Source organism: Halalkalibacterium halodurans (genome assembly GCF_005671335.1).
Taxonomy (GTDB): Bacteria; Bacillota; Bacilli; order Bacillales; family Bacillaceae_D; genus Halalkalibacterium; species Halalkalibacterium halodurans.
Genome location: NZ_CP040441.1, coordinates 418681 through 443632, shown reverse-complemented (window position 1 = coordinate 443632; position 24952 = coordinate 418681). Strand labels below are relative to the sequence as shown.

Below are 24952 nucleotides of genomic sequence, written 5' to 3'. Positions count from 1 at the left end.
CCCTTCGATGACAACTCTAAATGTCCCTTGAACTGGGAACAACACCCGTTCATTTAAATTCTCATAAGGAAAAGGAAACGCCACAACACAAATTGTAGATTTGTGTCATGTTCTACATTTGGAATTAAAAACTCATATATTGCTCTATCAGACGAATCTACCGGTGATTCTATATACAAAACAGAGTTTTCTCCTTCAATTTCGATCTGCTTCCAGTCCATAAACCCTACAATAGCATAAGGCACCGATATACCGAGTCCTTGATTTCCTACATGGAGATAAAGGGTTGTATTCTCAGTCATAGATGCAATCGCCTGTAAATCCTCTTTTTCACTACTTAAAAAAATATCGATTTCATTTTGTTCATCAGATACATACCCGTCTGGCTCAACAAATTCACTCGGTAACTCAAGATCAGATTTCAAGAGGTGCCGTTTTCCATAGATAAGCTCATAATTAACGGCTTTTTCAAGATCAAATTCTTTTTCTTTCACGTGAGGCTCTCTAATGATTAAAATGATCAGCTCCTTTGAGTCATCAAAGATGTCGATTTCTAACGGAATTATATTCTCAGTAAGAGGATCTGATTCAAAGGTGTATAGATTATTGTAACTTACCCCATCAACCTGAAAGGAGGACTGAATGAAATCCTGTAACACGATAATTCCATACTCCCTTGAAGTATTAACCTCATGATTAATATGTACATTGACTATTGTTGATTCCTGTTCAACTTCAAACACGGTATCATTCATAATTGGATCTCCTTGAGTATTTGTCGTCCAAATTTCAACACCTTGATCAGGATCTTCTCCAATCATATATATGCTTGAATTTTCTTCAATAGGGAAGGTGCGGTTTTGATACAGGAGATAGACAATCGCTATTAACGTGATTGTCATACAACTAATGATAATGAATTTTCTTTTAATTTTAATTCCTCCTAAATTTAGTTTAAAGAAAGGCGTCATTTAACGCCTTTCTTTATAAACTATAATTGTAAGGTGTCTTTTACCATACTCTTAACTATTTCCCCCAATACGATTTGGTTTCTGGATAATAATTTTTAAAACCTTTTCTCTCGTAAGTATGGTTACCCACAGCGTATGCATTATAGAAGCTATTCATATCAGGGAAAACTTTCACGCTAGCAATTGTAGAATGAGTTTGTTTATCAGACTTTGAAGAGACTAATCCATCGTGTCTATCAAATGCACGGCCCCTTACACCGATTACATTTTGCTGGTAATCAGCTTGAGATTTTGAAATAAAATAATAGTTTCCTAAAAGAGATTTGTAAGTCTTAGTAGAAGAATACCTTTTCCCTGCTTTCCCTGCTGTTATAGACATGGTACCATCTGGAATTTCACGACTTTCTACTTTGTGTTCGGACACTTCATATCGTTCTCCGTTAACTGTTTCAATTCCATGTGTGGTCTGAATATGTGATTCATTAGCTAACATTATTCCATTAGGTAAAATAAGTAAACCACTAACTAATAACACCCCTAATACTTTCTTCATTTTATTCATCTCCTTTGAAATATCAAAAGCTCTAACCTACTATTTAAAACAATCCTATTTATTTTCCTTTATAATCTGTACCTCCTTTAACAACTATTAAAATCGTAAATCACATGGAACATGATGATGTACGATAGTTTGTGTAAAGGCGTTGAATCAAAAAAAGAGGTAGGGTACCCTCTAGTTAACCGCTAAACCAACTGAGAGGAGAGGCCCTACCTATGAGTACTAGTATAGGACAAAGTACATTTGAAAATCAATTAGATTCTATGGTTCGTGAATTTGTAAAAGAGAAGCTCGAAACCATCATGAAAGAAGAAATGGAAAGTTTCTTTACGCATGAACATCCAGAATGAAAAAACCAAAAGAATGGCTTTTACACTCGCCAGTTGGATACAAGATATGGCCGACTGGAGAATCTACGCGTTCCACGAGATCGCCAAAATGCCTTTCAAACCGAGCTATTTTCTCCATACCAACGTCGAGAAGAGTGGCTAGGAGAAGCCATCATCACCATGTATCAAAAAGGGGTTAGCACACGTGAGATCGGTCACTTTATTGAAAAGATTCTGGGTCACTCATACTCAGCATCAACGATCAGTCAAGTGACAGATGTTGTGACAGAAGATATCACTCAGTGGCAACAGCGGCCCCTAAAAAAGCGTTATTCCGTGCTCTATCTAGATGGGACCTACCTCAAGCTACGCCGAGAGGATGTGGCGAATGAAGTGGTGTACCTTGTCGTTGGCGTAACAGAAGAAGGCTACCGAGAAATCCTAGGTTTTTATGTAGGGGGTCAAGAAAGTGCGAATGGATGGCGAAACATTCTTCTCGATCTCTATAGCCGCGGCTTAGAAGAAGTCCTCCTTGGTGTATTTGATGGCTTAGCTGGGCTAGAAGAAGCGATGAAGGCCGTCTATCCAAAGGCAGATGTCCAGCGGTGTGTGGTTCATAAGGTGCGAAATGCCTTACACGCTGTTCGGAAGAAAGATCAACCAGCCGTTGCCCAGGACTTCAAGCCGATTTATCAAGCCAATACGTATGAGGAAGCGAAAAACCGCTTTAAGGAGTTTAAAGAAAATTGGCAAAAGCGTTATCCAAAAGTGGTGGCTACTTGGGAGAAGGACTTAGATGTCCTTTTGACGTTCTTGTCGTATCCTTCTACGATCAGGCCCATGATCTACACGACGAATATTATCGAACGAACAATGAAAGAAATAAAGAAACGTACGAAAACGATGAACAGCTTACCCAATGAGAAAGCGGCGGAGAAGATCGTGTATCTCCAAGCGATTGACTATAACGAACGCTGGGCGACACGTAGGCTTCGTGGTTTTGGTGAGGCCTACGAAGCTTTACAAGAAATGTTCAAGCAACGCTACTCCGGGCCATAATCAAGGAGCGACGAGCAGCTTATGACTGTCCCTCTGCAGAGGGACAGTCATAAGCTAGAAACCCTATTCGAGGAGTACCCTAAGACCGTTACACAAACTTATTGACAGTACCTTGAACATCTATATATTAAATAATTTTCAATTATAATACAATATTTACGACAAAAGTAGACATCTCCATTCTATTATTTGTATGTTAATATCTAACACTAAATCAAGAGGGTGTCAGAACGTTAAGAAACCATATGTCAAAAATGAATTTCCGCGTACCCTTCCCTTATGTTTATCGATCATCCTTTCCCTTTCTTACCATATAAACTTGTTCAAAGGGAACGCCGTCGGCTGTATGGGCATCCGTAAATCCAGCCTCCTGCAAAATACGCACGACTCGCTTATTGGCTCTCGGCATGTTAAAAGTTGTTCGTTTGCACGGCTCGTCATGGGGAGCAAATAAAGCATCAAGGGCCACCCGAACAATTTCATCAGCATCGTCTCGCCCCGGAGCGGCTTCACATTGATAGAGCACAATCGAGGCCAACGATCCTTCCCCATCAAAGACCCGTTCGTACAAGGCATACCCTATGGTGTGATTAAGCGCATCTTTGACAAGGATGGACTGGCCACCGCGCAGTGCAAACCACTGCGTTCGCCAAGGAGCCGTGTGCTGATAAAAAGAAAGTAGCCTCACGTCATGTGCGGTTCCTCTTGCGACGCGATAGTCGTTCTCTCCAACACTTTTTGATCGGAAGCTCGTTTCCAATGCACCGATATGCTGCAAAAAACAGAGCTGATCTACAATGTGGTAGCCGAATGTCTCATAGAGTGCAATCGCCCTCTCATTTATGCGAAAAGCTTCGAGTGTCGCCAGCTCAACCCCTTGCTCCTCATAGCATTCCACCGTGGCTGCCATGAGTTTTTGACCGATCCCTTGCCTTCTAAGTTCAGGGACTACAGCCGTTCCACCATTCCATGCGACTTGTTTTCCGCCAATCATTCGAATGCCATTTAAGATAAAGCCTGCAGGACGATCGTCATAAAAAGCGACCACCGAGTGTACAGATGATAGTCCTGTTAACGACAGCATGGAAACTAGCCGATCAGGGGTGAAGCCAATATTTACATAGTAATCTTCAAATCCCCGATTCCCGGCTTCTGCTGCTTCTGTCATTGTGCAATCCTTTAACCGTTTGATTGTAATCAAGCCCACATCTCCCCTTATCTTCTCTCTTGTTTAAAAAGATGTCTTTGAAGCACATTGAAAGCCTCGCCGATTTCCGCTAATTCAACTTGATCAGCACCATCGATGAGCTGACAAACCTTGCTTCAATGACATGGAACACGCCTTCCATTACCTTTTCACCCTCAGCTAAAGGCTTATTATTTGTTTTCTACGATCGATAGCCGTTTCCATTTTTTTTATCAACTTTTTTTCTGTTAGCTTTTTTACTTCACGACTCGCATTGGGCATAGATAAATGCTGACAATCGCTACCTTCGCTTAATGTTAGGGGTGGGCTTACGTACATTTTCTGAAAAGGCCTTGACTGTCCTTTTGTCTTAGTGTACTATTTCATTAGTACAATAAGACACTCAAACATAGGAGGAATAATTATGACTGCTTGGCTCGATTTAACGAAAAAGGAGTTCCGCTTAGGGCTACCAGCGTTTATTTTTTCACTTGTCTTTCTAATTGGTATGTTTGCGATTGGTATCCTAATCGGCAGGTCGCTTGACATGGTATGGGAATTACTGACATTCATTGCTTTCGCCGCAATCACTCTCCACAGTTTCTATTTAGTCTACTACATGTTGTACAGCTTAGATGTGGAGCGAAAACGAATGCATTTATGGCTGCATAACCCTCTACCAACATCATCTTTACTGTTAGCCAAACTTGTTTCAGGCTCTACCTATATGCTCATCACCTTTATCATTTCTGTGACCGTATTATGGCAAGCGTTCGGAAACAGCATGGTGTCCATCAATTCTGGTGAATGGCTTGGCGTCCTAACCCTGTGGATGATTTATCTAATGATCACCACCATCTTATTTGGATGTACCTATCTCTTTTTTTGGACGATTTTCATGGCGTTAAGCAAAACGTATAACGATTTTCTCAGTTTCGTGTTCACATTCATCTTTTTCGTCGGGGCGGTCTGGCTCCTTAGTGCATTCGATGGCTTTCCCTTCTTAACTTGGGGAGCGATTCACATAGGAAATATTCCTTCAGGGGTTGAGTTTAGTATTTCAAATGAGGTTCACCATTTTGAAATTGAGCAAACAACAACCGTTCTATACCTTAGTCACTTTGTGCGTGACCTGGCGTTGGCTATTTTGCTCTTTGGCGGCGGTTGCTGGATTCTTGATCGTAAAGTTGAGGTGTAATCAATGACTGACACATTTCATTCTTCAGAACCGATTTATTTACAGTTAGCAGAGCGGGTGAAACGGCAAATCGTCCGCGGGGAATTACGCCTAGGAGAAAAGCTTCCCTCCGTGCGCGATATGGGAATTGAAGCCAATGTGAATCCAAATACGGTGCAACGTACGTACCGAGAACTAGAGGGGTTGAAAATTGTGGAATCCAAACGGGGGCAAGGAACGTTTGTAACAGAAGATGAGCAGGTTCTCCAAGCTATACGAGAGCAAATGAAGGAAACGGAAATCTCTCATTTCGTCCAAGGGATGCGAGAAATGGGATACTCTGATAACGAAATTCAAGCAGGGCTCGAATCTTATTTAACAGAGAAAGGAGCATCTGAGCAATGATTTCATTTCAACAAGTAACGAAGAAATATAGACAAAAAGCAGCGCTCCAAGAAGTGAATTTGGAGCTCACACGAGGGAAGATCACTGGCTTAGTCGGCGAAAATGGTAGTGGCAAATCCACGACGCTGAAGCTTATCGCTGGTCTTATTTACCCGACAAAAGGGGAAGTACTCGTAAACGGCAACAAGGTGAGTCGTCGAATCGCCTCCTCGGTTTCGTACTTGTCTGAGCTTGATGAGTACTACCGATTTTACAATGTCGAACAGACGATTGAATTTTATGCGAGTCAATTTCCTGACTTCGATCCGAAAAAAGCGTATGAGATTTTAACCTTTATGAAGCTTGATCCTGAAAGCAAATTGAAACAACTGTCGAAAGGAAATCGCGGACGATTAAAAATCGTACTGTCTTTAGCCCGGAACGTCCCCGTGATCCTTATGGATGAACCGTTATCAGGGCTTGACCCGATGGTACGGCAATCGATCGTCAAAGGACTCATCTCCTTCATCGATCTCGAAAGACAGCTCGTTCTTATTACGACCCATGAAGTTCGTGAAGTGGAAAACATTTTAGATGAGGTCATTGCAATCAAAGAGGGGAAAATTATCGGTCACCATAACGTGGAACAACTGCGCGAAGAAGAAAATCTCAGCATTGTCGATTGGATGACGAAGGTGTATGAATCGTAATTCTCCCCGGCCCTATTACCATCATCACTTGACGTAATAAGAGTGGCCTTTTTATCCTTAAACAAACCGGTCCCATAGCCGACTATCGGCTAATGAGACCGGTTCTTATTATTTCAAAGTTACTCAGCCACCCCAAGGACCTCTTTTGCCATTCGCTTATACTCACCGATTCCTGATTTTAAAGCAAACTCGGCTATCGCTACAGGGAAGGCTGCCTCCCGTTCGATCACGTGCTCCTTCATGGAAGGCCAAACATAACCACCCGCCTCTTCATATGCGGCAATTAACCGATTCAGTGCTGCCTCCCCAAAAATTCGATAATGGGGAACAAAGTCTTCCGATAGATCGGTTACTTGCGCCTCTGTCCAATCGATAAAACCTGACACTTCCGTTTGCTCGCCAATGAGAATATGTCCCGCATGCAAATCCCCATGAACGAGACCTGTTTCGGCTGGCCATAAAGCATCGTGGTGTAACCACTTTTGCCAGCGAGCCCAAAGTGGTTCACTGACGCCAAATTCCGACTTCACCTTTTCCATACGTACGCTCATTCGTTCCCTTGCCTCCGTTGCTTGTTCCGCGGGGACGCCTGCACGCCTTGCCTCATCCTGCTTGATCTGATGCAAGGATGCCATCCCGCTTGCAAGTGTGTCGATAAACCGATCAGAGACGTTCGTGTGGTCCATTTCCCATACGTACGCCTTTCTCCCGTGGTCGATCGTGGCTGCTGGTACCCCTTTTAACTGTTTATACGCGATCATTTCCACTGAGTACACTTCCCAGTTTGGCACTTGCATCGAAAGATGAGGGGCAATCAGTTCTAATGTTTTCTTTTCTTTCGCCGTTGAAGGAACGACATCCTCCCGCCGCGGTAAGCGTAACACCCAACGTTCGCCATTCACATCTAAGGCAAATACGACTTGAAAATCGAGACCGGATTCATTCAATATCAATGATCCTTCCTGAATCGTGATTCCGTGCTTTTGTGCCAGCTCAACGACTTGCTCTTTTGTTTTGCTCATTTATTTACACACCCTTTATAATGTTGTCTTTCTCGGTCGTGGCCACAGCGGCCGTCTTACATATTGAGTCATGGTTTCAAAGATGACGCCCCATTGCCTTTCCGATAATGCACCAATTGAGACATCGTGCTTAATCCCAGCATTGCGCTTCACATGTTTTAATTGTGCAGCTGTAAAAATCCCTCGTAGCAGTGAATCAGCTGGCGCCTTAGGCTCGCGGAGCGCATATTCTGCTAGACCGAAAAAGGCGGAGCGATCCTTATACGGTACAATTGGGTCCGGCTTGCGAGAAATGAATACCATCGCCGAATCCACCTTTGGAGGAGGTGAAAAACACTCTCTCGAAATCCCTTTGACGTACTCCAAGTCAAACCACATCCGCCATGCAAGCACATATGCATTTTTGATGAAAGGCAACGTGAACCGTTTCGCTGCTCCTTTTTCCATCACGATCACACCTCGTTGAAAACCACTTACCGGATTGGAAAGAAGCTTTTTCATAATTGGCGTCGTAATCGAATATGGGATATTGGAAACGACGACAAATTCCCCCTTAGGTAAATGAATGCGCATAATGTCCTCGTGTATGATCGTCGTATTGGCGGCGTGCGCCATTTTCCGGTTTAACACTTGAATAAACGTTTGGTCATATTCCACTGCGAGCACTCTTTTCGCTCGTTCACTAAGAAACGTCGTCAACGCCCCTTTGCCAGCGCCGAGCTCTAATACGGTATCTTTTTTACTAACCTTTGCCTGATCCACAATTTCTTGCAGTAGCTTTTTATTATGCATTAAATGCTGACCGGAGAAATTGGGGGGCTCTCCGCGACTAAGTTTTTTATTGCTGTATTTATGCTTCTTTTTCGTCATAGCGATCATCCCTTTCCTCTCAATAAAAAAATCACAAGCCTCTGCTTGTGATTTGAGTAAAAGGGAAACAGACCAATCCTGTTTTCGTTAGATGATAAGCTGTCACAAAGACCTCTCCCGTTGTAGAACGAAAGAGCGATCACACAAAGAAGCTGATTAAGGTCTCAATGACACAAAGTAGTTATTCCCTGTAACTACTTTTCACGACCCAAACCAGATTCGCAACTCGTCATCCTTTTTTTCCTTAAACAAACAAAAAGAAAGGCAGAACGAGTCGCCTTTCTTCTCATCGTATATTCCGAATGAAGATTGCTAAAGGACAGACTGATCCCATTTACTCTGCACACAAGCAGAGCTTTTGAACGTATTTAGTTACGCGTTCAAAACTGGAATACGAAGTCTGTTAGAATACATTCTTTAGCAATCCTCCTATCATTAAAAGTTCACCGCCAATTATACAGTTGATTTCCAGTAAAGTCAAAAGCTTTTTTCACTACAAATGGGAGGGTCTTTCGAAAAAATAATCTCGCTCCACTTTGCAAACCCGTAGTGTAAAGCGTCGGTACCACTCTTTTTTTCCACGTTCTTGTGCGATTTTATGAGCAGCGTTTTCCTTCCAGTCGAAAGTAGATGAGTTGCCTGATGCCGCTGTTGTAACGATAGAAGATCTACAACGTTCAGCACCGATTCTTTCATTTGTCCTAAATTTCTTTTATTATAGCGTAACTTAATGATCGAAAAATCTTAAAAATCCCTTAATCTTTCACCATTTAGTGGGAATGAACAAACTCATTTCCTCCTAAAAAAGAGAGACTGCTCCTCGCAATCTCTCTAGACCCAACACTATATCTTATACATTTTCCGCAAAAGCCCGAACTGGAAAGGTACCGGCCCCTTTGAATTTTGGTGCTACCGCATAAAAAAGAAACGATTGATCCACGAGCTGTCCCAGCTTGCATAAGTGTTCAACAATCAGGATGTCCGCCCCTAATAAAATCGTATGCACCGGACGCCTTTTGCCCGATGTATCATCAATGTTATGGGAGTCGATCCCTACCAACGCGACCTTTTGCTCCTTCAAGTAGTTCGCCGCTTCCTCCGTCACATACGGATGATCCTCAAAGTACCGTTCCGTGTTCCAATGCTCGTCCCAGCCTGTATAGATGAGCACAGCCTTTCCGTGAAGATCTGCGCTTTTAAATACATCAACATCGATTTTTCTCACGTGCTTATCGATCGGAATGACGACACCTTCCAGCCCGGCCATTTGTTCAACCGTTGCTTCTGATAAGTCTTTCCCATCAGCATATCGATGGAAGGGAACGTCAATGTAGGTGCCAGTGTTAGTTACCATTTCAATCTTGCCAATTTGAAACTCCGTACCTGGTTCATAGAAGGATCGTGACTCCTCTCGGCTCAAATAGTCACAAATTATCGGAGCCGGCAGTCCTTTATACGTGATTAGACCATTTTCAATCGTATGACTGACATCTACCAATTTCTTCATCGCTTGCCTCCCCATGTACTCTCTCATTTACACAACACCCGATCCCCTCGACTATTTGGCTGTGAGGTGACGAGAAAATGCACATCTTCGCTTGACTCATTGAACATTTGATGCGGGACACGTGGCGGGACTTCCACCCCTTCTTGCACGCCAATTTGAATTTTTTCACCATCCACCTCAAGTGTCGCTGTCCCTGAAAAGACAAAGAAAAACTGCCGAGAGCGTTCATGATAGTGCCGCACTTCCTGCGTTTGAGGTGGCATCCGCTCGTGGATGATGCTTAACTCATCGGTTTTCACTAAATGCCAGCCATCGCACTGGTCGCCCCATATGTAATGCTCCCCATTTGCCTTACTTACTTTCATGACACCCTCCTTTATGCTTTTTCCTATTATACAACGTTCTCTTTTTAAACCGTTACCACTAATTCCAAAGGGGGACATTGACAAAATCAAGAAACGTGCATACACTTGGAGTAATTACACAACCTTTACGTTGACGGCCTCTGTCCGACGGGGCTTAAAAAGGAGTTTGTTTTATGAGCGTGAGTGTTCTTAACTAATCCGTAATTGGATACGTACGAATCGGTAAAAAAATCGACATACACGTCGGTTTATTTGTGCTACCTATTCGTACGAGTTAAGAACCGAGCAATCATTCTAGGCACCCGTCTGTCTTTATTCGGGGTCTATTCAACGTAAAGGGCGAACGAACGCCTCAAGCGATTGCTTGAGGCGTTTTTTGTGTACATTTTATTACAGAAGGGACGATTCTCGTCATGAACGATACAGCTTTACAACAACTTGATTATGATCACATATTAGAAACCGTAGCATCATTTGCCTATACAGATCGGGCAAAGGAAACGATCCGAATGAGTAAGCCCACACTTAATAAAAAACAAATTGAACGCATGCTTCACGAGGTCGATGAAGCAGGACGGATTCTTGCCATCAACTCAAGTGTCCCGATTCATTCTCTCGATGATATGACCACCTATCTTGAGCAAGCGAAAAAGGGATTGTATTTACAGCCGAGTCAGCTCCAGCGCGTGATGTCGTTTCTCGAGCATTGCCGCAAGCTCAAAAGGTATATGCGCGATAAAGTAGCAGTGGCTCCAACCGTCGCCACGTATGTACAATCAATCGAAGATATGGGCGATACAGAAGATGAAATGGCGCGTAGCCTTCGTCACGGGCAAATTGACGACCATGCTACGCCAGAGCTGGCCAACATCCGCCGACATCTCAGGATCAAGCGAGCCGAAGTAAAAGAAAAAGCGGAAGCCATGTGCCTTTCGAAGAAGCTCGCTTCCTATCTCCAAGAGAACATAGTCGTCGAGAAAAACGGCCGGTTCACGATTCCGATCAAAAAGCAGTATCGCTCCAAAGTTTCAGGCACTGTAATCGATACATCGTCCTCGGGAGCGACCGTATTTATGGAGCCAAAAGAAGTGGGAGCACTCTATGAACAATTGGACGATTTGCTCGCCGCAGAAAGCTATGAAGTGGAAACAATTCTCTATACGTTAACAGCAAGTGTGTTGGCGATCGAGAAAGAACTGCACTTGGCGATGGACATTATGCACCACTATGACGTCCTATTTGCAAAGGCGAAGTACGGTCGTTCGATTGATGGCGTCATCCCAGCCCTTAACGATGACTACACGATCCATCTCGATGACGCACGCCATCCTCTATTAGGGGAGCAAGCCGTGCCTCTTTCGCTAAAGCTAGGCATTCGTGAACGGGCGCTTATCATTACAGGTCCGAACACAGGCGGTAAAACAGTGACGTTAAAAACCGTCGGGCTCCTTACCTTAATGGCACAAACAGGCCTGATGATTCCGGCTGGACCGAAGACCTCCCTTCACGTGTTTCAAAAGCTATTCGTTGATATCGGTGATGGGCAAAGCATTGAACAAAACTTAAGCACGTTCAGCTCGAGGTTAACAAATATTATTCACATCCTTGAGCGAGCGGATGATCAAACCTTGGTGCTCGTCGATGAGCTCGGCTCGGGAACCGATCCGAACGAAGGAATGGCTCTTGCCCAAGTTCTTTTGGAGCAGCTTTTCGCAAAAGGAGCGACGATTTTAGCTACGACCCATTACCGGGAGTTAAAGTCCCTATCCAAAACACATGAAGGCTTTTTGAACGGCTCAATGGAGTTTGATGTAGCGACCCTTCAGCCAACCTATCGCCTATTATTAGGGGAAACGGGAAATAGTCAAGCCTTCGACATTGCCTTTACACTCGGTCTCCATCCAGAGCTCATTCACCGAGCCCAGCAGCTTACAGGGGATCAGTTAGGAGAATCTCGGTATACCACCACTAAAGATCTCGATTCAACGCAAAGACTTCGGTATGAAAGGCAGTTGCGTACGTCCAATCATATTCGAACAAAAGGAAAGACAAAAAAAGCACCGATCCCCCAATTCAACCAAGGGGATAACGTCACCGTCTCTCCCCATGGTGCCATTGGCATCGTCTATAAAGGGCCTGATGAGACAGGGCATTACATCGTGCAAATCAAAGGAGAGAAGCAGCGGATCAACCATAAGCGGTTAACTCTTCATATTCCCGCAAGTGAGCTCTACCCGCCAAACTATGATTTTGACTTCATTTTTAAATCGGTCGACTACCGAAAAACGAAGCGCCTCCTCGAACGAAAGCATGTGGAAGGTCATGTGCTTCATGAAGAAGAATGATTTTAGAAAAACGTGGCTTTATGCTACGGAAAAAAGCGAAGGCCGCGGCCTTCGCTTTTTCTTTAATCATCCCACTCTACATACAATACGTTTACCTTATCCAAATTGTAACGCCTCTCGTAAGGGATCGCTAGCTTGCTTCATCATTCGTAAAAAACTGCTTTATAAAATACGTCGGCGTCAAATATTCCCCTGTTGCCTTTTTCATCTTATCGTTCCAATGTAGCAAAGCCCCCAGTTTGAAAACGTTTTCCTTTAAATAAGTTCCTACGTTCGGACTGAATAGATCCGTGGATACGTTTGTTTTAATGTAATGGTGCAATTGAGAAGCGGCCATTTCCCCTAGAAGGTAATCTTGGTAGTAAACAGGCGCCAACGAAAAATGCATTTTTGCCGCCCAATCAGGAGAACCTGTATCCTCTGGGGGGGCCATATACTGAATCTCCTTGACGAGCTTCCACCACAAAGCATTAATATCTTGATCCGGGTCTTCATACAATGATTTTTCAAAAAAGCTAAAGGTAAGCATCCATCTTGTCGACACGACCATTTGCCGCTGTAGCATTTTTTCCATGTTTCGTCCGATTCTTTCACACGTTTCCCGATCAATTCCGAGAAATTGCTCGTACCATTCGGCCATCTTAGTCATTCGACCAAAAAACAGCGCGCTCGCTTCTGTCGTTAGCGTATGGGAATGAAAGCGTAACAGGAAAGGTAAACGTGAATCAATAAATTTAAGTGGTTGAAACGTAGTAAATACATGTGAAATCTTTTTCTCCAGCGAGAGGATCTGTTGGCGAGTGCCCTCCTCGAATTGATTTTTGATCATTTTATCATGTAAATCATCAAGTTGCCGCCGCTGCATCAAGGGGAGCGAATCGATTTTTCGAAAGCGAGTAACCTTTTGAAAAGATTCTCGATCGGAAAAATGGGCCCAATACTCGCTTAAGGATTGCTCGTGCTTATCACTCCATTCCTGTTCCCCGGTCGTCGCTACCATCCAGTGATTCAATAAGACTGGTTGATATAAGTCTTCCACTCTCTTATTTTGTTCACTTAAAAACCTTTCGATATCCTGCTCTGACATTAGGCCATCCCCTCCTCAGTGCTCCGTATACGTAAAAATAGCGATTGCTCCCTTTTAGCAATCGCCCTGTTGACTGATTATTTCCTTTTCATTTCCTCAAGCAATTAATCTCCCTTTTTCTGTAGCCAGAGATGATGTAAACGATTAATAAAAAAAGCATGTCTAGCTAGCTTCTACCATTCAAAAACGCTGACATGGCTTTATCTTAATACGGTCACTTTCTATCTGTCTATCATTCCCACAAAGGAAACGAGTGTCGTTTAACGATAATAGCCAAAGATCTTGGCCAGCTTGGCTAATCCACCAAAAACAACCTTCTGCACAAGTAGCGGTGGCCCCTTTATGTAACCATCCATCAATTCCCACGCCACTCCGACCCATAACGGGTTGGTCGGGATCCCCTTCTGGTTCACCTTACCTTCGACTTCTAGCTTATGGAGCAATTCGAACATCGCCCAATGATTTCCGGGTGGACGGACTTCATGTATAGCCACGAGTCGCTCTTCGCTCATATTCCAAAACTGATGAACCTGCTTGGGCTCAATCGTAACCTGCTCCCCTGCCTCGACGAATTTTTCTTCCCCATCAATGACAAAGCGCATCTGTCCTTCTTTCACTGTAAACGTCTCTTGTAGAACCGGATGCCAATGGGGTCCATTCACCGCTCCTTGCTGCATCATCCGATGTTCGACTAACAAGTATGCCCCTTTTTCATCCACACCTTGCTTTAGAAACGTGACCGACCGTCCACCTTCATGAACTAGCGGAGACTTTTCCATCCGTATCACCTCACGATCCGTTTCATACTATGAGAATCGTACGTGCTTTTTCAACCTTTACAGCCTGAGCTTCATCCTTTTGCTCACTTTAACAGTTGGTGATACTCGTAGGCAAATTGAGAGATTAAAGTGCTTCCATGTAGGTTAGCATGGCATATACTAGGTGTGAGTCGGAATCCCTCTCGTTCATTTGAACTTGATTCTACGACTCTTCCACCAATTTGATTATATTCCACTTTACCACATTTTGTCGCACGATTCAGTCTTTTTTTGGTGCGAGCACGTGGGGGTTCACACGACCATTCTTATCGGCGTCTTCACGATCGAGCCACTGGCTCATAGGTTGTTTCATGGCCGATGACTCGATCCAGTGCTTGCCAAGCCATGAGCGCACAGTTGTGTCGCCCTCTTAATTTATGAACCCCTTCCAAGGAAAGAGCGTCCCCTAAATCAACATCACTTGAGATTTCCCCATGCCGAATCATGCGCTCCATCGCATGGCGCATGCTTGAAGCTTCTTCTAAGGATACCCCTTTAAGAAGCTCGGTCATCATGGATGCTGAAGCCATGCTGATGCTACAGCCTTCCCCGACAAAGGCAATATCGTCAACGTGATGACCTTGAAGCTCCACGTACAGGGTGATCACATCGCCGCAAGTAGGGTTTTTATAATGGGTTTGTTGTACGTGTTCTCCGCTAATCCTCCGATGGTTGCGCCTTTTTTTCGCGTGGTCAATGACCAGTTGACGGTATAAATGTTCTAACATGGTCCTCTCCTTTCGCATTGTTTCCTGATCGTAAAAAAGAGTTCACCTAAATGAACTCTATTACCATTAAAACGCGTCTTTGTAAATTTCGCTCATGGTCGCACCTTTTTGAAAAAGGTACTTTCCTTGATACGGTGCTACTTCCCCCGTTACCTCTGCAAACACCAACTGACAAATCCTCCGTCCGATCGGCAATTCGATGGGCAAGCGATTGGCATTAAACAGTTCAAGCGTAATTTGTCCGTTAAATCCTGGGTCCACCCAGCCAGCATTTTGAATAAATAATCCGAGCCGCCCAACCGAGCTTCTTCCTTCAACAAAAGCCGTTAAATGATTCGGTAGCTTGACGGTTTCCATCGTCGTCGCTAGCAAAAAAGTATGCGGTGGAAGAACGATCGTTTCGTCACTTGTCGTCCATTCCCGATAACGGATCGGGCGCTCAAATGAAATTACAGCCTCTTTGGAATCGTCGATCGTGACAAAATGAGGACCAAGCCGTAAATCAACCGAGGCTGGTTGAATTTGTTCTTCCGTCAGCGGTGTTATCTCTAGTTCTTTTTCAGTTAGTTTTTCTGAAATGGTTTTTCCACTTAAAATCAATGACGGTTCCCACCTTCTTGCAGTTATCATAGTTTTGATACTCTTCTTACAAGCTCCTGATCCTTTTCAACGCCAAGGACGGTTCCTTCTGTAGGTTCAAATGCCTCTCCATTAAAAGTATGGCTGATTTTTTCTTCCACCCGTCTCCCTGATAGCAACGAATCAACAAACCGGGGCGCATCCTCGCTTGACATCTCTTTATACCAATGGCCACTAGGATACGTAATGAGCACACATTTATCCTGACAACGCCCATTGCACAGGGTTCTTGTCGTATGGATGATAGGATCTAGTCCCTTCGCCATAATCTCTGCACGGATCGATCGGGTCAATTGTTCAGCCCCCGCTTTATTGCAGCTACTTCCGTTGCAAATAAGGACATGGTGTTTCGTCTTCGTTAAGTTCCACGTCGCCATCTCTTCCACACTCCTTTACGTGCACGGGTCACCTTTTATTGTTGTAATTGCTGTAAGCCCTCTTCAATCGCCTGATGATCGAGGTCATCTCCGATAAAAACAAGGACCGGTGCATACGCCTGATCAGTCCGATGCCGTTCAAACATCGGATCACCATAAGCGTAGTTGAATAAAAACAGCCCCGGTGACTCCTTCAGATGAATGAACCCTTTCACTCGGTAAATCTGTCCTTGAATTCCTTTTAAAAATGAAAGCAATTCCATTCGATCCACAGGATGTTGAATCGGAACGGCCATCGTCCGTAAATGTAAATGCTCATGCACATGGGCTTTGCTTTCAGAGCCTCTTGAAGAGGGAGCGGCAGCATGATGAAGCCTCTCCGAATGAACAGGCTCTAGATTTGAGAAAGTTGTCGGTATAATAATCGCTTTCGGATTCAAGTCTTTTATACTTGTTGTGAGCTGCTCTACCTGCGCATCTGTCACTTGATCAACTTTGTTAACGACGATGAGATCGGCAAACGTCACTTGTGCCTCCATAAGCTTTTTTATTTTGATGCTCATCTTTCCCTCAATCCATTGGCGAGCATTCACAACCGTTAGTACCCCTCTCACTCTAACCTGACCCGCAAAAACAGGATGAGTACAAGCCTCTACCACTTCAAGAGGATGGGCCGCCCCTGTCGCTTCAATGAAAATAACATCAAGCTCATACTCCTCGATAAATGATTGGAGCTGGGCGCTAAGCTCCCCTTGAATCGTGCAGCAAATACAACCGTTTAACATTTCTTTTAACGGAGTATCCTTAGGTACAATGGAGGAATCGACACTGACCTCCCCCAGTTCATTCATCAAAACCCCGATTTTGTTGCCCCTAGCTTGCTCTTGTTCAATTAATCGTTTCAATAACGTACTTTTTCCACTCCCTAAAAAACCACTCAGGATGTAAAGATCAATCGGTTTCGTTTTCATAGTCAGTACCTTTCGCATAAATCGTAATCATTCCTATTTATATTCTATACTAAGGGAAATAGTGTAGAAGGTCAAATACAAACACCTAAAAAAGAACGCCCGCCAATGGACGAGCCTTCTCCTTTAGGTGAAATCTATCAAAAGCTATACATCACTCAACAAATTATGTTCCCTTCTCACCTATTCCACGTTCAAAAGAATCTTGCCTCTATTTAGTCTACTTTCCATTAATCGATGGGCGTCTGCTGCATCTGCTAGTCGATATTCATGACCGATGTGAACCTTTAATTTCCCCGAAGCCAAATAAGGAAGAACGTGGCGAGCGGTTTCCTTTAATAAATGGGGCTTACACTTTCGGGTTGTCCCAAGGCTAAATCCGAGAACAGACCTACAACTTGCATGCAAATCGATCGTTTTAATGGTTCCAATCGCCCCGCTAGAATTTCCGAAGTGTACTAACCTGCCATAACGGGCTAAACATTGAAGACTTTTCTCTGTAACCGACCCAGAAACCGAGTCTAAGATAATATCTACGCCGACTCCATTTGTCATCTCTTGAACGCTCTTTGCAAAATCCTCTTCCTCATAACAAATGACTTCGTCCGCTCCACTTTCTTTCGCGGCTGTTATCTTATCCGCACTCCCTACGGTACCGATGACGGTCCCCGCTCCTAACAGCTTAGCCATTTGGATCGCTGTCGTTCCCACACCACCTGCTGCTGCGTGGACTAACACTGACTCGCCTCGCTCCATTTGCGCCACATTGCATAGGAGACGGTGGGACAAAAAAGAAACGATCGGGGAGGTAGCTGCGGTACGAAAGTTGATCTCATCTGGGATCGGAAAAACAAGTGATTCAGCTGCGACGACATACTCTGCGTAGGACCCACTCTTAGGAAATGCTATCACTCGTTGGCCAACCTGGATGTCAGACACTCCCCTCCCTACTTTTTCAACATATCCAGCAGCATCAAGACCTGGAATAAAGGGGAGAGTTCCCCCTTTCCTACTCTGTACCTTGCTTTAATATCAGCAAAGTTGACACTTGTTTTCACCACTTTGATTAACACTTCATTCTCCTTGATTACCGGAGTGCTCACGTCTTCCCACATCATGTGCTCTGGCCCACCAAAGGCTGTAACCACTATCGCTTTCATGTAACCGCCTCCTCTATCAACTCACCATATAATGGTACTACACATAAGAGAAACGGTATAATCATCAGTTTTAATCGTAAGCAATAAGAAATAATGATCACTTTTACAACTTGACAACAGAATCAAACCATTATAAGCTAACATCGTTAGATTAAAAACCATAAGGAGGAGGGAGAAATATGACTTTACCAATTGCGATAATTTCGAGTACAACCATTTTTTGCATTACAATTTTTATTACAGCCGTTGCTGTCAAAGGAATGGACCTTAAGAAGTAGGGTCTTGCTTATTTGTAAACTTGTTTAAAAGTTACATCATTTTTTATAATCAAAAACTAACATTGTTAGTTTTTGAGGTAAAAGGGGTGAGCCATAATGGGTATCACGATCAATCCTGATGAGCGAAATTTCGTAAAAATTGGAGCTATACTAGGGATAATAGGTACTTTACTATATATTTTTGCTTCAGCCATACATGGGAATCCACCGATTGAAGAAGCGGAGACACTCCTCCCCTTCCTGGCAGATTCTACTTTGTGGAGAGAAGTTCACTTAGCCAATATCGCAGCCATCTTCCTATGGCTAGCTTCCTTCATCATCTTGACTTCATTACTAAGTAATAAGATCGCAATTATTTGGAGTAAGGTGGCTAATTCGTTTATGATCATGACTTGTGGTGTTTTTGCTCTGTATTTCCATATTCATAGCTTCGCCCTTCCGCTACTAGCAACTAAATGGGTCTCCGCCGATGAGGAAACCTATGGATCCATTGTTATCGAGACGAATGCTACTTTAACGATGTTAGGAACGACCGCATTCATCTCACAAGCTATGCTTGGGCTATCGATCATTCTATATGGAATTGTGTTATTATTTGTTCCTGTCTTAAAACGTTGGCTTGCGTATCTAGGTATCATTGCTGGGCTAGGTTGGTTAATTGGTGCCATTATCATTGACTTTTCCATTATTGTTCGGTTTACAGTATTAGCTTGGATCTGGGTTTTTCTTGTATGTACCCTTCTTTTGCTCAACATGAGAAGCACCATTCACTAAAAAGATCCTCTTGCTTGGACGAGAGGATCTTTTACTTAAGACATTCCTGCTTTAATCCATTTAAAATGACTTCAAGCCCAAAATCAAATTCCTTCTGGGTATTAAACTTGGCCAGATTAAATGGCAGGTTTAAATCATCAATCGACTCTTTTGGTTTATCGTTCACTTCTTCTAAACGGTACTCCTCTGTAACAAAGGAGATGACATAATTATTTAACATCCAAGCTGCCGAAAAAACTTTCTCTTCAGGTAATCCAAACTGAACAAGTAATTCACTTACTTTTGAAATAAGTTCCACCCGGTTAGGATGAACTGGCGGGGTCTCAATAAATACATATGCAGAATTCTTATGCGTTAATAACACATCACGAAAATGGGAGAAAAGGACTTTTAATTGTACTTCACACGACAACCTAGGATTCGGGTATTCGACTTTTTGACTTAAATAATCAGCAATTAAACAGAGCAATTCATCTTTATTTTTTACATGCCAATAAAGAGAGGCACCTTTTACCGCTAGTTTATCCGCTAATTTTCTAATGGAAAAACTTTTTACGTTGCTTTCTTCTAGTAATGCCAATGATGCTTGTATTATAAGTGATTGATCAATTTTTTTTGGTCTCATGTATTGATATTCAACTCCTACTGCCTATATTTTAACATGAGAATAAACCATAATTACAACTACTAGATATATGGTGTTGGTTTTTGGCAATTCTAGCAAAGAGGGAGAGCTCGTAAACATAAAGCTTTAAACAATTCCCCCTAACCAAACTTCCTTTAACAGCGATTCGCTACTTCCATGATCTCGAACATGTAACCATCGTGATTTCAACTATTCTTTCTCCTTTATCCCCTATGAGCTAACATAAAAACACCCTACACGGTTGATTGTTTCTCTAACGTGTAGGGCGTAGTATTGCTTAACATGGAATTTATTTCTATTCAGTGATCACGTCATAGACGTCACGGTCGTTCCAAGGTTGGACCGGTCGGTGATTGTCTGGGAAGATCTCAGCAAACGCGTCGATTTGCTCTTGTGAAACAGTAATCGGTTCAGATAGCACGGTCCACTTTACCCCTTCTGAGCAAGGAGGCGTCGTTAAGGAACCGTTGTAATGGAATCCTTCTTTGCTTTCTGGCAAGAGCGCATTCAAATCAATTGACTCATCTAACGAAATATTTTCTTCTGTTTCTTCTGCTGGTAGCTTTGACCATAGCTTCGCTAGCTCTTCGTTCTCTTCGCCGGCCTTCATTAAGACCCCGAGTACGGCGAGCTCGTCGTTTTCATTTTTATGGACAAAATGTAGCTCCATATCTAAATTCTTTCCTTCCATTTCATGCTCGGAAGGAATATGGAAGTGGAATTGAACGAGTGTGTATTCTTTTCCATCGATTTCAATCGTGTTCCCATCTGAGGTAGTCTCTGCTTGAATCGTGTGACCATTATTTTTAATCGTAAACGCGCTCGGCTCATAATGAACTTGGATTTCGGTATCGGTATCAACGGCCTCCGCTTTGTCTAAGTTGATCGGTGACTGCTCTTCTCCTTGAGCGCAAGCACCATATTCCGAATCCAACTCTGCCCAATGCTCTGGACCAGTGTCTCCAGTGTAAGACCAATGAACCTCGTGTGCGCCACCGCTCGTTTCCTCATGTGTCTCGCTCGGCTCATCGACTGGTTCTGTGGAAGGTGCAGAAGAGCATGCGGTCACCATGACACTTAATGATACAGCTAAACACGTTTTTCCCCATAAATGTTTTTTCATGGTTTTCTCCTTCTTTCTCTTTAAGCTGATTTTTAATTAAAAAAGACCAGAAGCACCTCATATTCTCACCCACTGAAAGAATGTGAATCCTCTGTGATCTCGCAGCCCATCTCTCAATTTTGTGCTCCCCACACTCATTGAGACATCACATCATGCACCTTTCAATCGACATTATACACGACGAAAAAGCCCTTTTCTCATCATGACAAAAAACGGGAAAAACGATCTTTATTTTGTAAAAAAAAAACGTAGGTATAACCGACTAAATTCTTCCATATAGCTGGTTCATTTAGATATAAAAACCCTTTCATGCTAAAGGAATGGCATCCAACTAGAAACCCTCTGCCTACCTTAGACAGAGGGGAATTTGCCTATTTATAATTCTCGCACCCTTTCTATAAGTTACGAACAGTCCGCTCTCTCGTTACATACGCTTAATTAAACGTTTATTTAAACATTTTATCCAAACACTTGGGCCGCAATCGCGAACAGCGTACCGTTTCGCCTCGGTTCGTAGGCTGATTGCTTCACCATGACAGGTGGTGTGTTCACCTCAGTAAACCCTCTTCGCTGCAAATGCTGTAAAAACGTATGATGCCCTGATGGCACATCCATTCGAAGCTTTCCTTTATGTTGACAAGCTAACCGATCAAGGACCAAGCAGGCAATTTCATGATTTGGCGCGACAATCGGCCCGATGATTAAATGGATTAGCCCTAAAATCGAAAGGCCATACCCAATCACGTTCCCAGCTTTGTCTTTTGCCACTAGGCTTTGGTTTGCTTGAGTCGTCCGTTGCTTGAGAAACCGACTTCTTCTAACGCCCATTGCACCTTCATCTAACTGAACCAGTTGGCGAAAATCATTCGATCGAAGCTCTTCAATCGTAACATCCATGCTTGGTATCGACTCCGGTTCCTTATAATCATCACAAAGATGCTTATGAATTCGTTCAACCGCTGCAAACCCCAATCTTTCATAGAGCGGCCGGCCTTCGTCTGTCGCAATAAGCATCAACGTCGTATCTTCCAGTGTAGCCTTGATGCAGGCTTCGGTGACTTCCCGACCGAGACCAAGCCCTCGACATTGACTAGACACGATGACCATCCCAATCGAAGCTAGCTTCGACTCATATGGAATGATCGCTGCACTAGAGACGAGGGTTCCTTCTGAATTTTTGTGCCCGAATATCGTTCCTACTTGCATGACTGTTTCAATCTCAAATTGATCATAATCCTTACGAAAAAACTGTGTAAGGATCGATTCATTTCCCTCACACAGTTCACATAACCTTTGTTACATAAGCAAAAATCCGAGCGATATCACTACGCCGCTCACAACTAAAATCATCACGCAAAAGCCCATAATGTCTTTCGCTTTCAAACCAGCAATCGCAAGAGCGGGAAGCGCCCAAAACGGTTGAATCATATTCGTCCACGCATCTCCCCACGCAACGGCCATCGCTGCCTTAGCCGCAGGAACTCCTAAGCTTTGCGCAGCTTCTAGCACAACGGGCGCTTGCACCGCCCACTGGCCGCCACCGGAAGGAACAAACACATTAACAATGCCCGCACTGAGAAAAACGAACAGCGGGAAGGTCACTTCGTTTGAAAACGACACAAAAGCTTCGGACATCACGGTAGCCAGCCCAGAGGAAACCATGATCCCCATTAACCCCGCGTAAAAAGGAAACTGAATGATAATGCCACTCGCCCCTTTCACCGCATTTGTTACCGCTTTCAAAAACAACTTTGGCGTGCCGTGAAATAAAATCCCAAGGAAGAGAAACAAGAAGTTGACGATATCTAGGTTTAACTCAAATCCATTGGTTGCAAAGTAATAACCTAAAAAAACAAGTCCGAGCACACCAACCAACAGGGAGATCATCCGACTATTCTCAAGGCGGTCTGAAGGTGTCATCGCCTCTAATTCAAGGGAAGCCGCTTGCAGATCCCGTCCATCGTCCAACAAGGAGCGATCCACCGTCACCGTATCTGATTTTCCCGGCATCATTAAGCGATTGGCAAGGGGAATCGCAATAAATAGTGCAAAAACAATCGCCAAGTTATACGGCGCAAAAATCGTCTCACTTGTCGGAATGACTCCGATCATATCTTGGGCGAAGTGATCTGGTGTAGCAATCGTCAAAGGCACGGAGCCTGATAATCCGCCATGCCAAATCATAAACCCACTGTAGGCGCTCGCGATCAACAACCGATAATCAACGTTGTCTACTTTTTTCGCTAACTCTTTTGCAAACAAGGCACCTATGACTAAACCAAACCCCCAATTAATAAAACTAGCGACTAAAGAAACGACGGTTACTAATAAAATCGCCTGCCCTGGAGAAGCTGGAAGCCCAGCTAGCGCACCGAGCCCCTTTTTAAACAAAGGACTGCTTGCTAGCACATGTCCTGTTACAAGCACAAGAACCATCTGCATGGAAAACGACAGCAGCCCCCAAAAGCCTTCTCCCCAGTATTGAACAATTGTAAGAGGTGTACTCTCCGTGAAGATCAAGGATAGAGCAAATACGAGAAACGTGAGAAGAACAACAAAGAGAAAAGGGTCCGGTAAATAGCGCTGCATCAATCGATTTGACAATGAAATCATATACTTCAATACGTAGCCCCCTTTAATCGTTGATCCATTTTCCTATTCTGTCTCCTCTTTCCGATCCCTGCAAAGATGTTTCGCTTCCTTTCAACAAAAAAGGCGCTCCTAAGAACGACCTTCCGTAGATCATGCTTGTGTTTGTTTTAACTTTGGAGCATTTCGGTCTAAAAGCCAACGCAATAACACTTCGAGAGGGCCACGCATGTTCTTTTTCTCCAACAAAAAGGCAAGCCCAACCGCAGTCAGCCAAATAAGGATGGCGGTCACAGCAGCTCCTGTGCTATGGAGCCCTCCTCCAAGCCCTAAAGCGACCGGGGAGAGCAACAGAACGAGCATCGTTTCATTGAAAACATAAAAGGTAAAGGAGCGTTTCCCTAGCGCGACCAAAGCCCGAATGGCCAACGCTGAACGATTAACCACAGGACCGAGCAGGCCAAACAAGGCAGCATATGCACACCCCCCGGCAATACCAGACATGATGTGGATCGCCTGGATCAAGCCAGTGGCGATTGGGCTCAGTTCCCATGAGTGTGCCCCAACGATCGCGAGAGGCAGACCACCGACAAGCGCAATCGAAATCCCGACAACTGCCATGCGGCGTAGCTGTTTACGATGAAGATGCGCTTCCGTTAACAAGTGTTTACGTGCCATCCACACCCCAACCAATATCGGCGCACTAGAATCGGAAGAATAAAATGACTAATGGGGATAAAAGCAAATGCTACCAGCCTGTCTATTCGATTCAGTGCCAAGAGGGTCAGACAAAACAAATTTTGGCAGCCACCCTTTTTTATAATTATCAAAACCGAATTATTAGGTTTCCCTGTTCCAAAATGAATGTATAGCTAAACCTAAAGTTATAACAGGTAATATGTACCATAAAGTATATCTCTCAAAAATATATTTAAATTCAGGTATAAACACTAAATATTTATTAACAAACATAAACATAAAAAATGAGCTGACCAATAAAATAGATTCGGAAACATTAATAATTTTTTTGTTTTTCATTTGAATACCTAACCTCCCTTATAAATCCTGATAAGACAATCCCCTTTCATTTTTCTAATTATACAACATTATTAAAAATTTCTTAAAATTTAAAATGATAAGTTGTTTCTTAGCATGATCATACGACCTTTTCTATCCAATCGAGAAAATCACGACTTACATCCTTATCCAGTTACGCAGTACTAGTTTTTACGACCTACAAAAAAACTGCCAACAAAGCTTTGCTGACAGTGATTATAGTAT

Annotated in this window: 23 protein-coding genes and 3 pseudogenes; 6 read left to right on the top strand and 20 right to left on the bottom strand. The window is 43.5% G+C overall.

Translation table 11 applies throughout. The annotated features are described in order from the left end of the window. Positions 1–53: 53 nt before the first annotated feature. Positions 54–971 (bottom strand): hypothetical protein, encoded by a 918-nt coding sequence (locus FED51_RS02220; protein WP_138090233.1) that lies wholly within the window; start codon positions 969–971, stop codon positions 54–56. A gap of 55 nt (positions 972–1026) precedes the next feature. Continuing rightward, positions 1027–1524 (bottom strand): hypothetical protein, encoded by a 498-nt coding sequence (locus FED51_RS02215; protein ID WP_010896566.1) that lies wholly within the window; start codon positions 1522–1524, stop codon positions 1027–1029. A gap of 221 nt (positions 1525–1745) precedes the next feature. Here FED51_RS02215 and FED51_RS02210 point away from each other — a divergent pair. Continuing rightward, positions 1746–2918: pseudogene (locus tag FED51_RS02210) on the top strand (IS256-like element IS654 family transposase). 283 nt (positions 2919–3201) lie between these two features. Here FED51_RS02210 and FED51_RS02205 read toward each other — a convergent pair. Further along, positions 3202–4119 (bottom strand): GNAT family N-acetyltransferase, encoded by a 918-nt coding sequence (locus tag FED51_RS02205; protein ID WP_138090231.1) that lies wholly within the window; start codon positions 4117–4119, stop codon positions 3202–3204. 409 nt (positions 4120–4528) lie between these two features. Between FED51_RS02205 and FED51_RS02200 the strand changes: the two genes are divergently transcribed. From FED51_RS02200 to FED51_RS02190, 3 genes are read left to right on the top strand one after another with little or no spacing between them, the layout of a single operon-like run. Further along, the gene (locus FED51_RS02200) at positions 4529–5302 is read left to right on the top strand and encodes a hypothetical protein (RefSeq protein ID WP_138090229.1); all 774 of its coding nucleotides are present in this window, start codon (positions 4529–4531) and stop codon (positions 5300–5302) included. Between the two features lie 3 nt (positions 5303–5305). After that, the gene (locus FED51_RS02195) at positions 5306–5686 is read left to right on the top strand and encodes a GntR family transcriptional regulator (RefSeq protein WP_010896562.1); all 381 of its coding nucleotides are present in this window, start codon (positions 5306–5308) and stop codon (positions 5684–5686) included. Next, on the top strand, positions 5683–6375 hold the full coding sequence (locus FED51_RS02190) for an ABC transporter ATP-binding protein (protein ID WP_138090227.1): 693 nt from the start codon (positions 5683–5685) through the stop codon (positions 6373–6375). The genes FED51_RS02195 and FED51_RS02190 overlap by 4 nt, the downstream gene beginning before the upstream one ends. A gap of 119 nt (positions 6376–6494) precedes the next feature. Here the strand turns inward: FED51_RS02190 and FED51_RS02185 are convergent, their stop codons facing one another. From FED51_RS02185 to FED51_RS02165, 5 genes and pseudogenes are all read right to left on the bottom strand, one after another. Then, complete coding sequence (locus FED51_RS02185) at positions 6495–7397, bottom strand: macrolide 2'-phosphotransferase (RefSeq protein WP_138090225.1); 903 nt, start codon at positions 7395–7397, stop codon at positions 6495–6497. A gap of 15 nt (positions 7398–7412) precedes the next feature. After that, positions 7413–8267: a 23S ribosomal RNA methyltransferase Erm gene (gene erm / locus FED51_RS02180; protein ID WP_138090223.1), complete on the bottom strand. Its 855-nt coding sequence runs from the start codon at positions 8265–8267 to the stop codon at positions 7413–7415. Between the two features lie 493 nt (positions 8268–8760). After that, positions 8761–8886, bottom strand: a pseudogene (locus tag FED51_RS21305) (antibiotic biosynthesis monooxygenase); the annotation flags it as partial. Between the two features lie 231 nt (positions 8887–9117). Continuing rightward, entirely contained in the window at positions 9118–9774 is a 657-nt protein-coding gene (locus FED51_RS02170) for a cyclase family protein (RefSeq protein WP_138090221.1), read from the bottom strand. Positions 9775–9797: 23 nt separating this feature from the next. Then, the gene (locus tag FED51_RS02165; RefSeq protein ID WP_138090219.1) at positions 9798–10139 is read right to left on the bottom strand and encodes a cupin domain-containing protein; all 342 of its coding nucleotides are present in this window, start codon (positions 10137–10139) and stop codon (positions 9798–9800) included. A 413-nt stretch (positions 10140–10552) separates the two neighbouring features. On the opposite strand from FED51_RS02165, the gene FED51_RS02160 reads away from it, so the two are divergent. Further along, entirely contained in the window at positions 10553–12484 is a 1932-nt protein-coding gene (locus FED51_RS02160) for an endonuclease MutS2 (RefSeq protein ID WP_138090217.1), read from the top strand. Between the two features lie 130 nt (positions 12485–12614). Here FED51_RS02160 and FED51_RS02155 read toward each other — a convergent pair whose 3' ends face one another. From FED51_RS02155 to FED51_RS02125, 7 genes and pseudogenes are all read right to left on the bottom strand, one after another. Then, the gene (locus tag FED51_RS02155; RefSeq protein WP_138090215.1) at positions 12615–13571 is read right to left on the bottom strand and encodes a hypothetical protein; all 957 of its coding nucleotides are present in this window, start codon (positions 13569–13571) and stop codon (positions 12615–12617) included. 260 nt (positions 13572–13831) lie between these two features. After that, entirely contained in the window at positions 13832–14350 is a 519-nt protein-coding gene (locus FED51_RS02150) for a cupin domain-containing protein (RefSeq protein ID WP_010896549.1), read from the bottom strand. Positions 14351–14667: 317 nt separating this feature from the next. Then, the gene (sufU, locus tag FED51_RS02145) at positions 14668–15117 is read right to left on the bottom strand and encodes a Fe-S cluster assembly sulfur transfer protein SufU (protein WP_010896548.1); all 450 of its coding nucleotides are present in this window, start codon (positions 15115–15117) and stop codon (positions 14668–14670) included. A 66-nt stretch (positions 15118–15183) separates the two neighbouring features. Next, on the bottom strand, positions 15184–15717 hold the full coding sequence (dcd, locus tag FED51_RS02140) for a dCTP deaminase (protein ID WP_010896547.1): 534 nt from the start codon (positions 15715–15717) through the stop codon (positions 15184–15186). 26 nt (positions 15718–15743) lie between these two features. Then, the gene (locus FED51_RS02135; RefSeq protein ID WP_010896546.1) at positions 15744–16133 is read right to left on the bottom strand and encodes a (2Fe-2S) ferredoxin domain-containing protein; all 390 of its coding nucleotides are present in this window, start codon (positions 16131–16133) and stop codon (positions 15744–15746) included. 35 nt (positions 16134–16168) lie between these two features. Next, complete coding sequence (locus FED51_RS02130) at positions 16169–17104, bottom strand: CobW family GTP-binding protein (protein ID WP_175414291.1); 936 nt, start codon at positions 17102–17104, stop codon at positions 16169–16171. 180 nt (positions 17105–17284) lie between these two features. Then, positions 17285–18261 (bottom strand): annotated as a pseudogene (locus FED51_RS02125) (quinone oxidoreductase family protein). 374 nt (positions 18262–18635) lie between these two features. Between FED51_RS02125 and FED51_RS02120 the strand changes: the two are divergent. Continuing rightward, a complete protein-coding gene (locus FED51_RS02120; protein ID WP_138090211.1) occupies positions 18636–19313 on the top strand; it encodes a hypothetical protein in 678 nt (225 codons plus the stop codon). Positions 19314–19344: 31 nt separating this feature from the next. On the opposite strand, the gene FED51_RS02115 is transcribed toward FED51_RS02120, so the two are convergent. The 5 genes from FED51_RS02115 to FED51_RS02095 all read right to left on the bottom strand — a co-directional run bounded on the left by FED51_RS02115 (position 19345) and on the right by FED51_RS02095 (position 24349). After that, the gene (locus tag FED51_RS02115; protein ID WP_138090209.1) at positions 19345–19938 is read right to left on the bottom strand and encodes a TetR/AcrR family transcriptional regulator C-terminal domain-containing protein; all 594 of its coding nucleotides are present in this window, start codon (positions 19936–19938) and stop codon (positions 19345–19347) included. A gap of 316 nt (positions 19939–20254) precedes the next feature. Continuing rightward, on the bottom strand, positions 20255–21082 hold the full coding sequence (locus FED51_RS02110) for a carbonic anhydrase (RefSeq protein ID WP_138090207.1): 828 nt from the start codon (positions 21080–21082) through the stop codon (positions 20255–20257). Positions 21083–21541: 459 nt separating this feature from the next. Further along, positions 21542–22288 (bottom strand): GNAT family N-acetyltransferase, encoded by a 747-nt coding sequence (locus FED51_RS02105; protein WP_138090205.1) that lies wholly within the window; start codon positions 22286–22288, stop codon positions 21542–21544. 90 nt (positions 22289–22378) lie between these two features. Continuing rightward, a complete protein-coding gene (locus FED51_RS02100; RefSeq protein WP_412734079.1) occupies positions 22379–23704 on the bottom strand; it encodes a short-chain fatty acid transporter in 1326 nt (441 codons plus the stop codon). A gap of 120 nt (positions 23705–23824) precedes the next feature. Further along, positions 23825–24349 (bottom strand): DUF418 domain-containing protein, encoded by a 525-nt coding sequence (locus FED51_RS02095; RefSeq protein ID WP_010896536.1) that lies wholly within the window; start codon positions 24347–24349, stop codon positions 23825–23827. Positions 24350–24952 lie beyond the last annotated feature (603 nt).

Bases quoted from the DNA above. Each gene is read 5' to 3' on its own strand.
- FED51_RS02135 (WP_010896546.1), bottom strand. From the start codon at position 16,133: ATGGCGACGTGGAACTTAACGAAGACGAAACACCATGTCCTTATTTGC.
- FED51_RS02190 (WP_138090227.1), top strand. From the start codon at position 5,683: ATGATTTCATTTCAACAAGTAACGAAGAAATATAGACAAAAAGCAGCG.
- FED51_RS02130 (WP_175414291.1), bottom strand. From the start codon at position 17,104: ATGAAAACGAAACCGATTGATCTTTACATCCTGAGTGGTTTTTTAGGG.
- FED51_RS02170 (WP_138090221.1), bottom strand. From the start codon at position 9,774: ATGAAGAAATTGGTAGATGTCAGTCATACGATTGAAAATGGTCTAATC.
- FED51_RS02150 (WP_010896549.1), bottom strand. From the start codon at position 14,350: ATGGAAAAGTCTCCGCTAGTTCATGAAGGTGGACGGTCGGTCACGTTT.
- FED51_RS02110 (WP_138090207.1), bottom strand. From the start codon at position 21,082: ATGAAAAAACATTTATGGGGAAAAACGTGTTTAGCTGTATCATTAAGT.
- FED51_RS02185 (WP_138090225.1), bottom strand. From the start codon at position 7,397: ATGAGCAAAACAAAAGAGCAAGTCGTTGAGCTGGCACAAAAGCACGGA.
- FED51_RS02200 (WP_138090229.1), top strand. From the start codon at position 4,529: ATGACTGCTTGGCTCGATTTAACGAAAAAGGAGTTCCGCTTAGGGCTA.
- FED51_RS02095 (WP_010896536.1), bottom strand. From the start codon at position 24,349: ATGGCACGTAAACACTTGTTAACGGAAGCGCATCTTCATCGTAAACAG.
- FED51_RS02120 (WP_138090211.1), top strand. From the start codon at position 18,636: ATGGGTATCACGATCAATCCTGATGAGCGAAATTTCGTAAAAATTGGA.
- FED51_RS02165 (WP_138090219.1), bottom strand. From the start codon at position 10,139: ATGAAAGTAAGTAAGGCAAATGGGGAGCATTACATATGGGGCGACCAG.
- sufU (WP_010896548.1), bottom strand. From the start codon at position 15,117: ATGTTAGAACATTTATACCGTCAACTGGTCATTGACCACGCGAAAAAA.
- FED51_RS02155 (WP_138090215.1), bottom strand. From the start codon at position 13,571: ATGTCAGAGCAGGATATCGAAAGGTTTTTAAGTGAACAAAATAAGAGA.
- erm (WP_138090223.1), bottom strand. From the start codon at position 8,267: ATGACGAAAAAGAAGCATAAATACAGCAATAAAAAACTTAGTCGCGGA.
- FED51_RS02160 (WP_138090217.1), top strand. From the start codon at position 10,553: ATGAACGATACAGCTTTACAACAACTTGATTATGATCACATATTAGAA.
- FED51_RS02115 (WP_138090209.1), bottom strand. From the start codon at position 19,938: ATGAGACCAAAAAAAATTGATCAATCACTTATAATACAAGCATCATTG.
- FED51_RS02220 (WP_138090233.1), bottom strand. From the start codon at position 971: ATGACGCCTTTCTTTAAACTAAATTTAGGAGGAATTAAAATTAAAAGA.
- FED51_RS02195 (WP_010896562.1), top strand. From the start codon at position 5,306: ATGACTGACACATTTCATTCTTCAGAACCGATTTATTTACAGTTAGCA.
- FED51_RS02105 (WP_138090205.1), bottom strand. From the start codon at position 22,288: ATGCAAGTAGGAACGATATTCGGGCACAAAAATTCAGAAGGAACCCTC.
- FED51_RS02215 (WP_010896566.1), bottom strand. From the start codon at position 1,524: ATGAAGAAAGTATTAGGGGTGTTATTAGTTAGTGGTTTACTTATTTTA.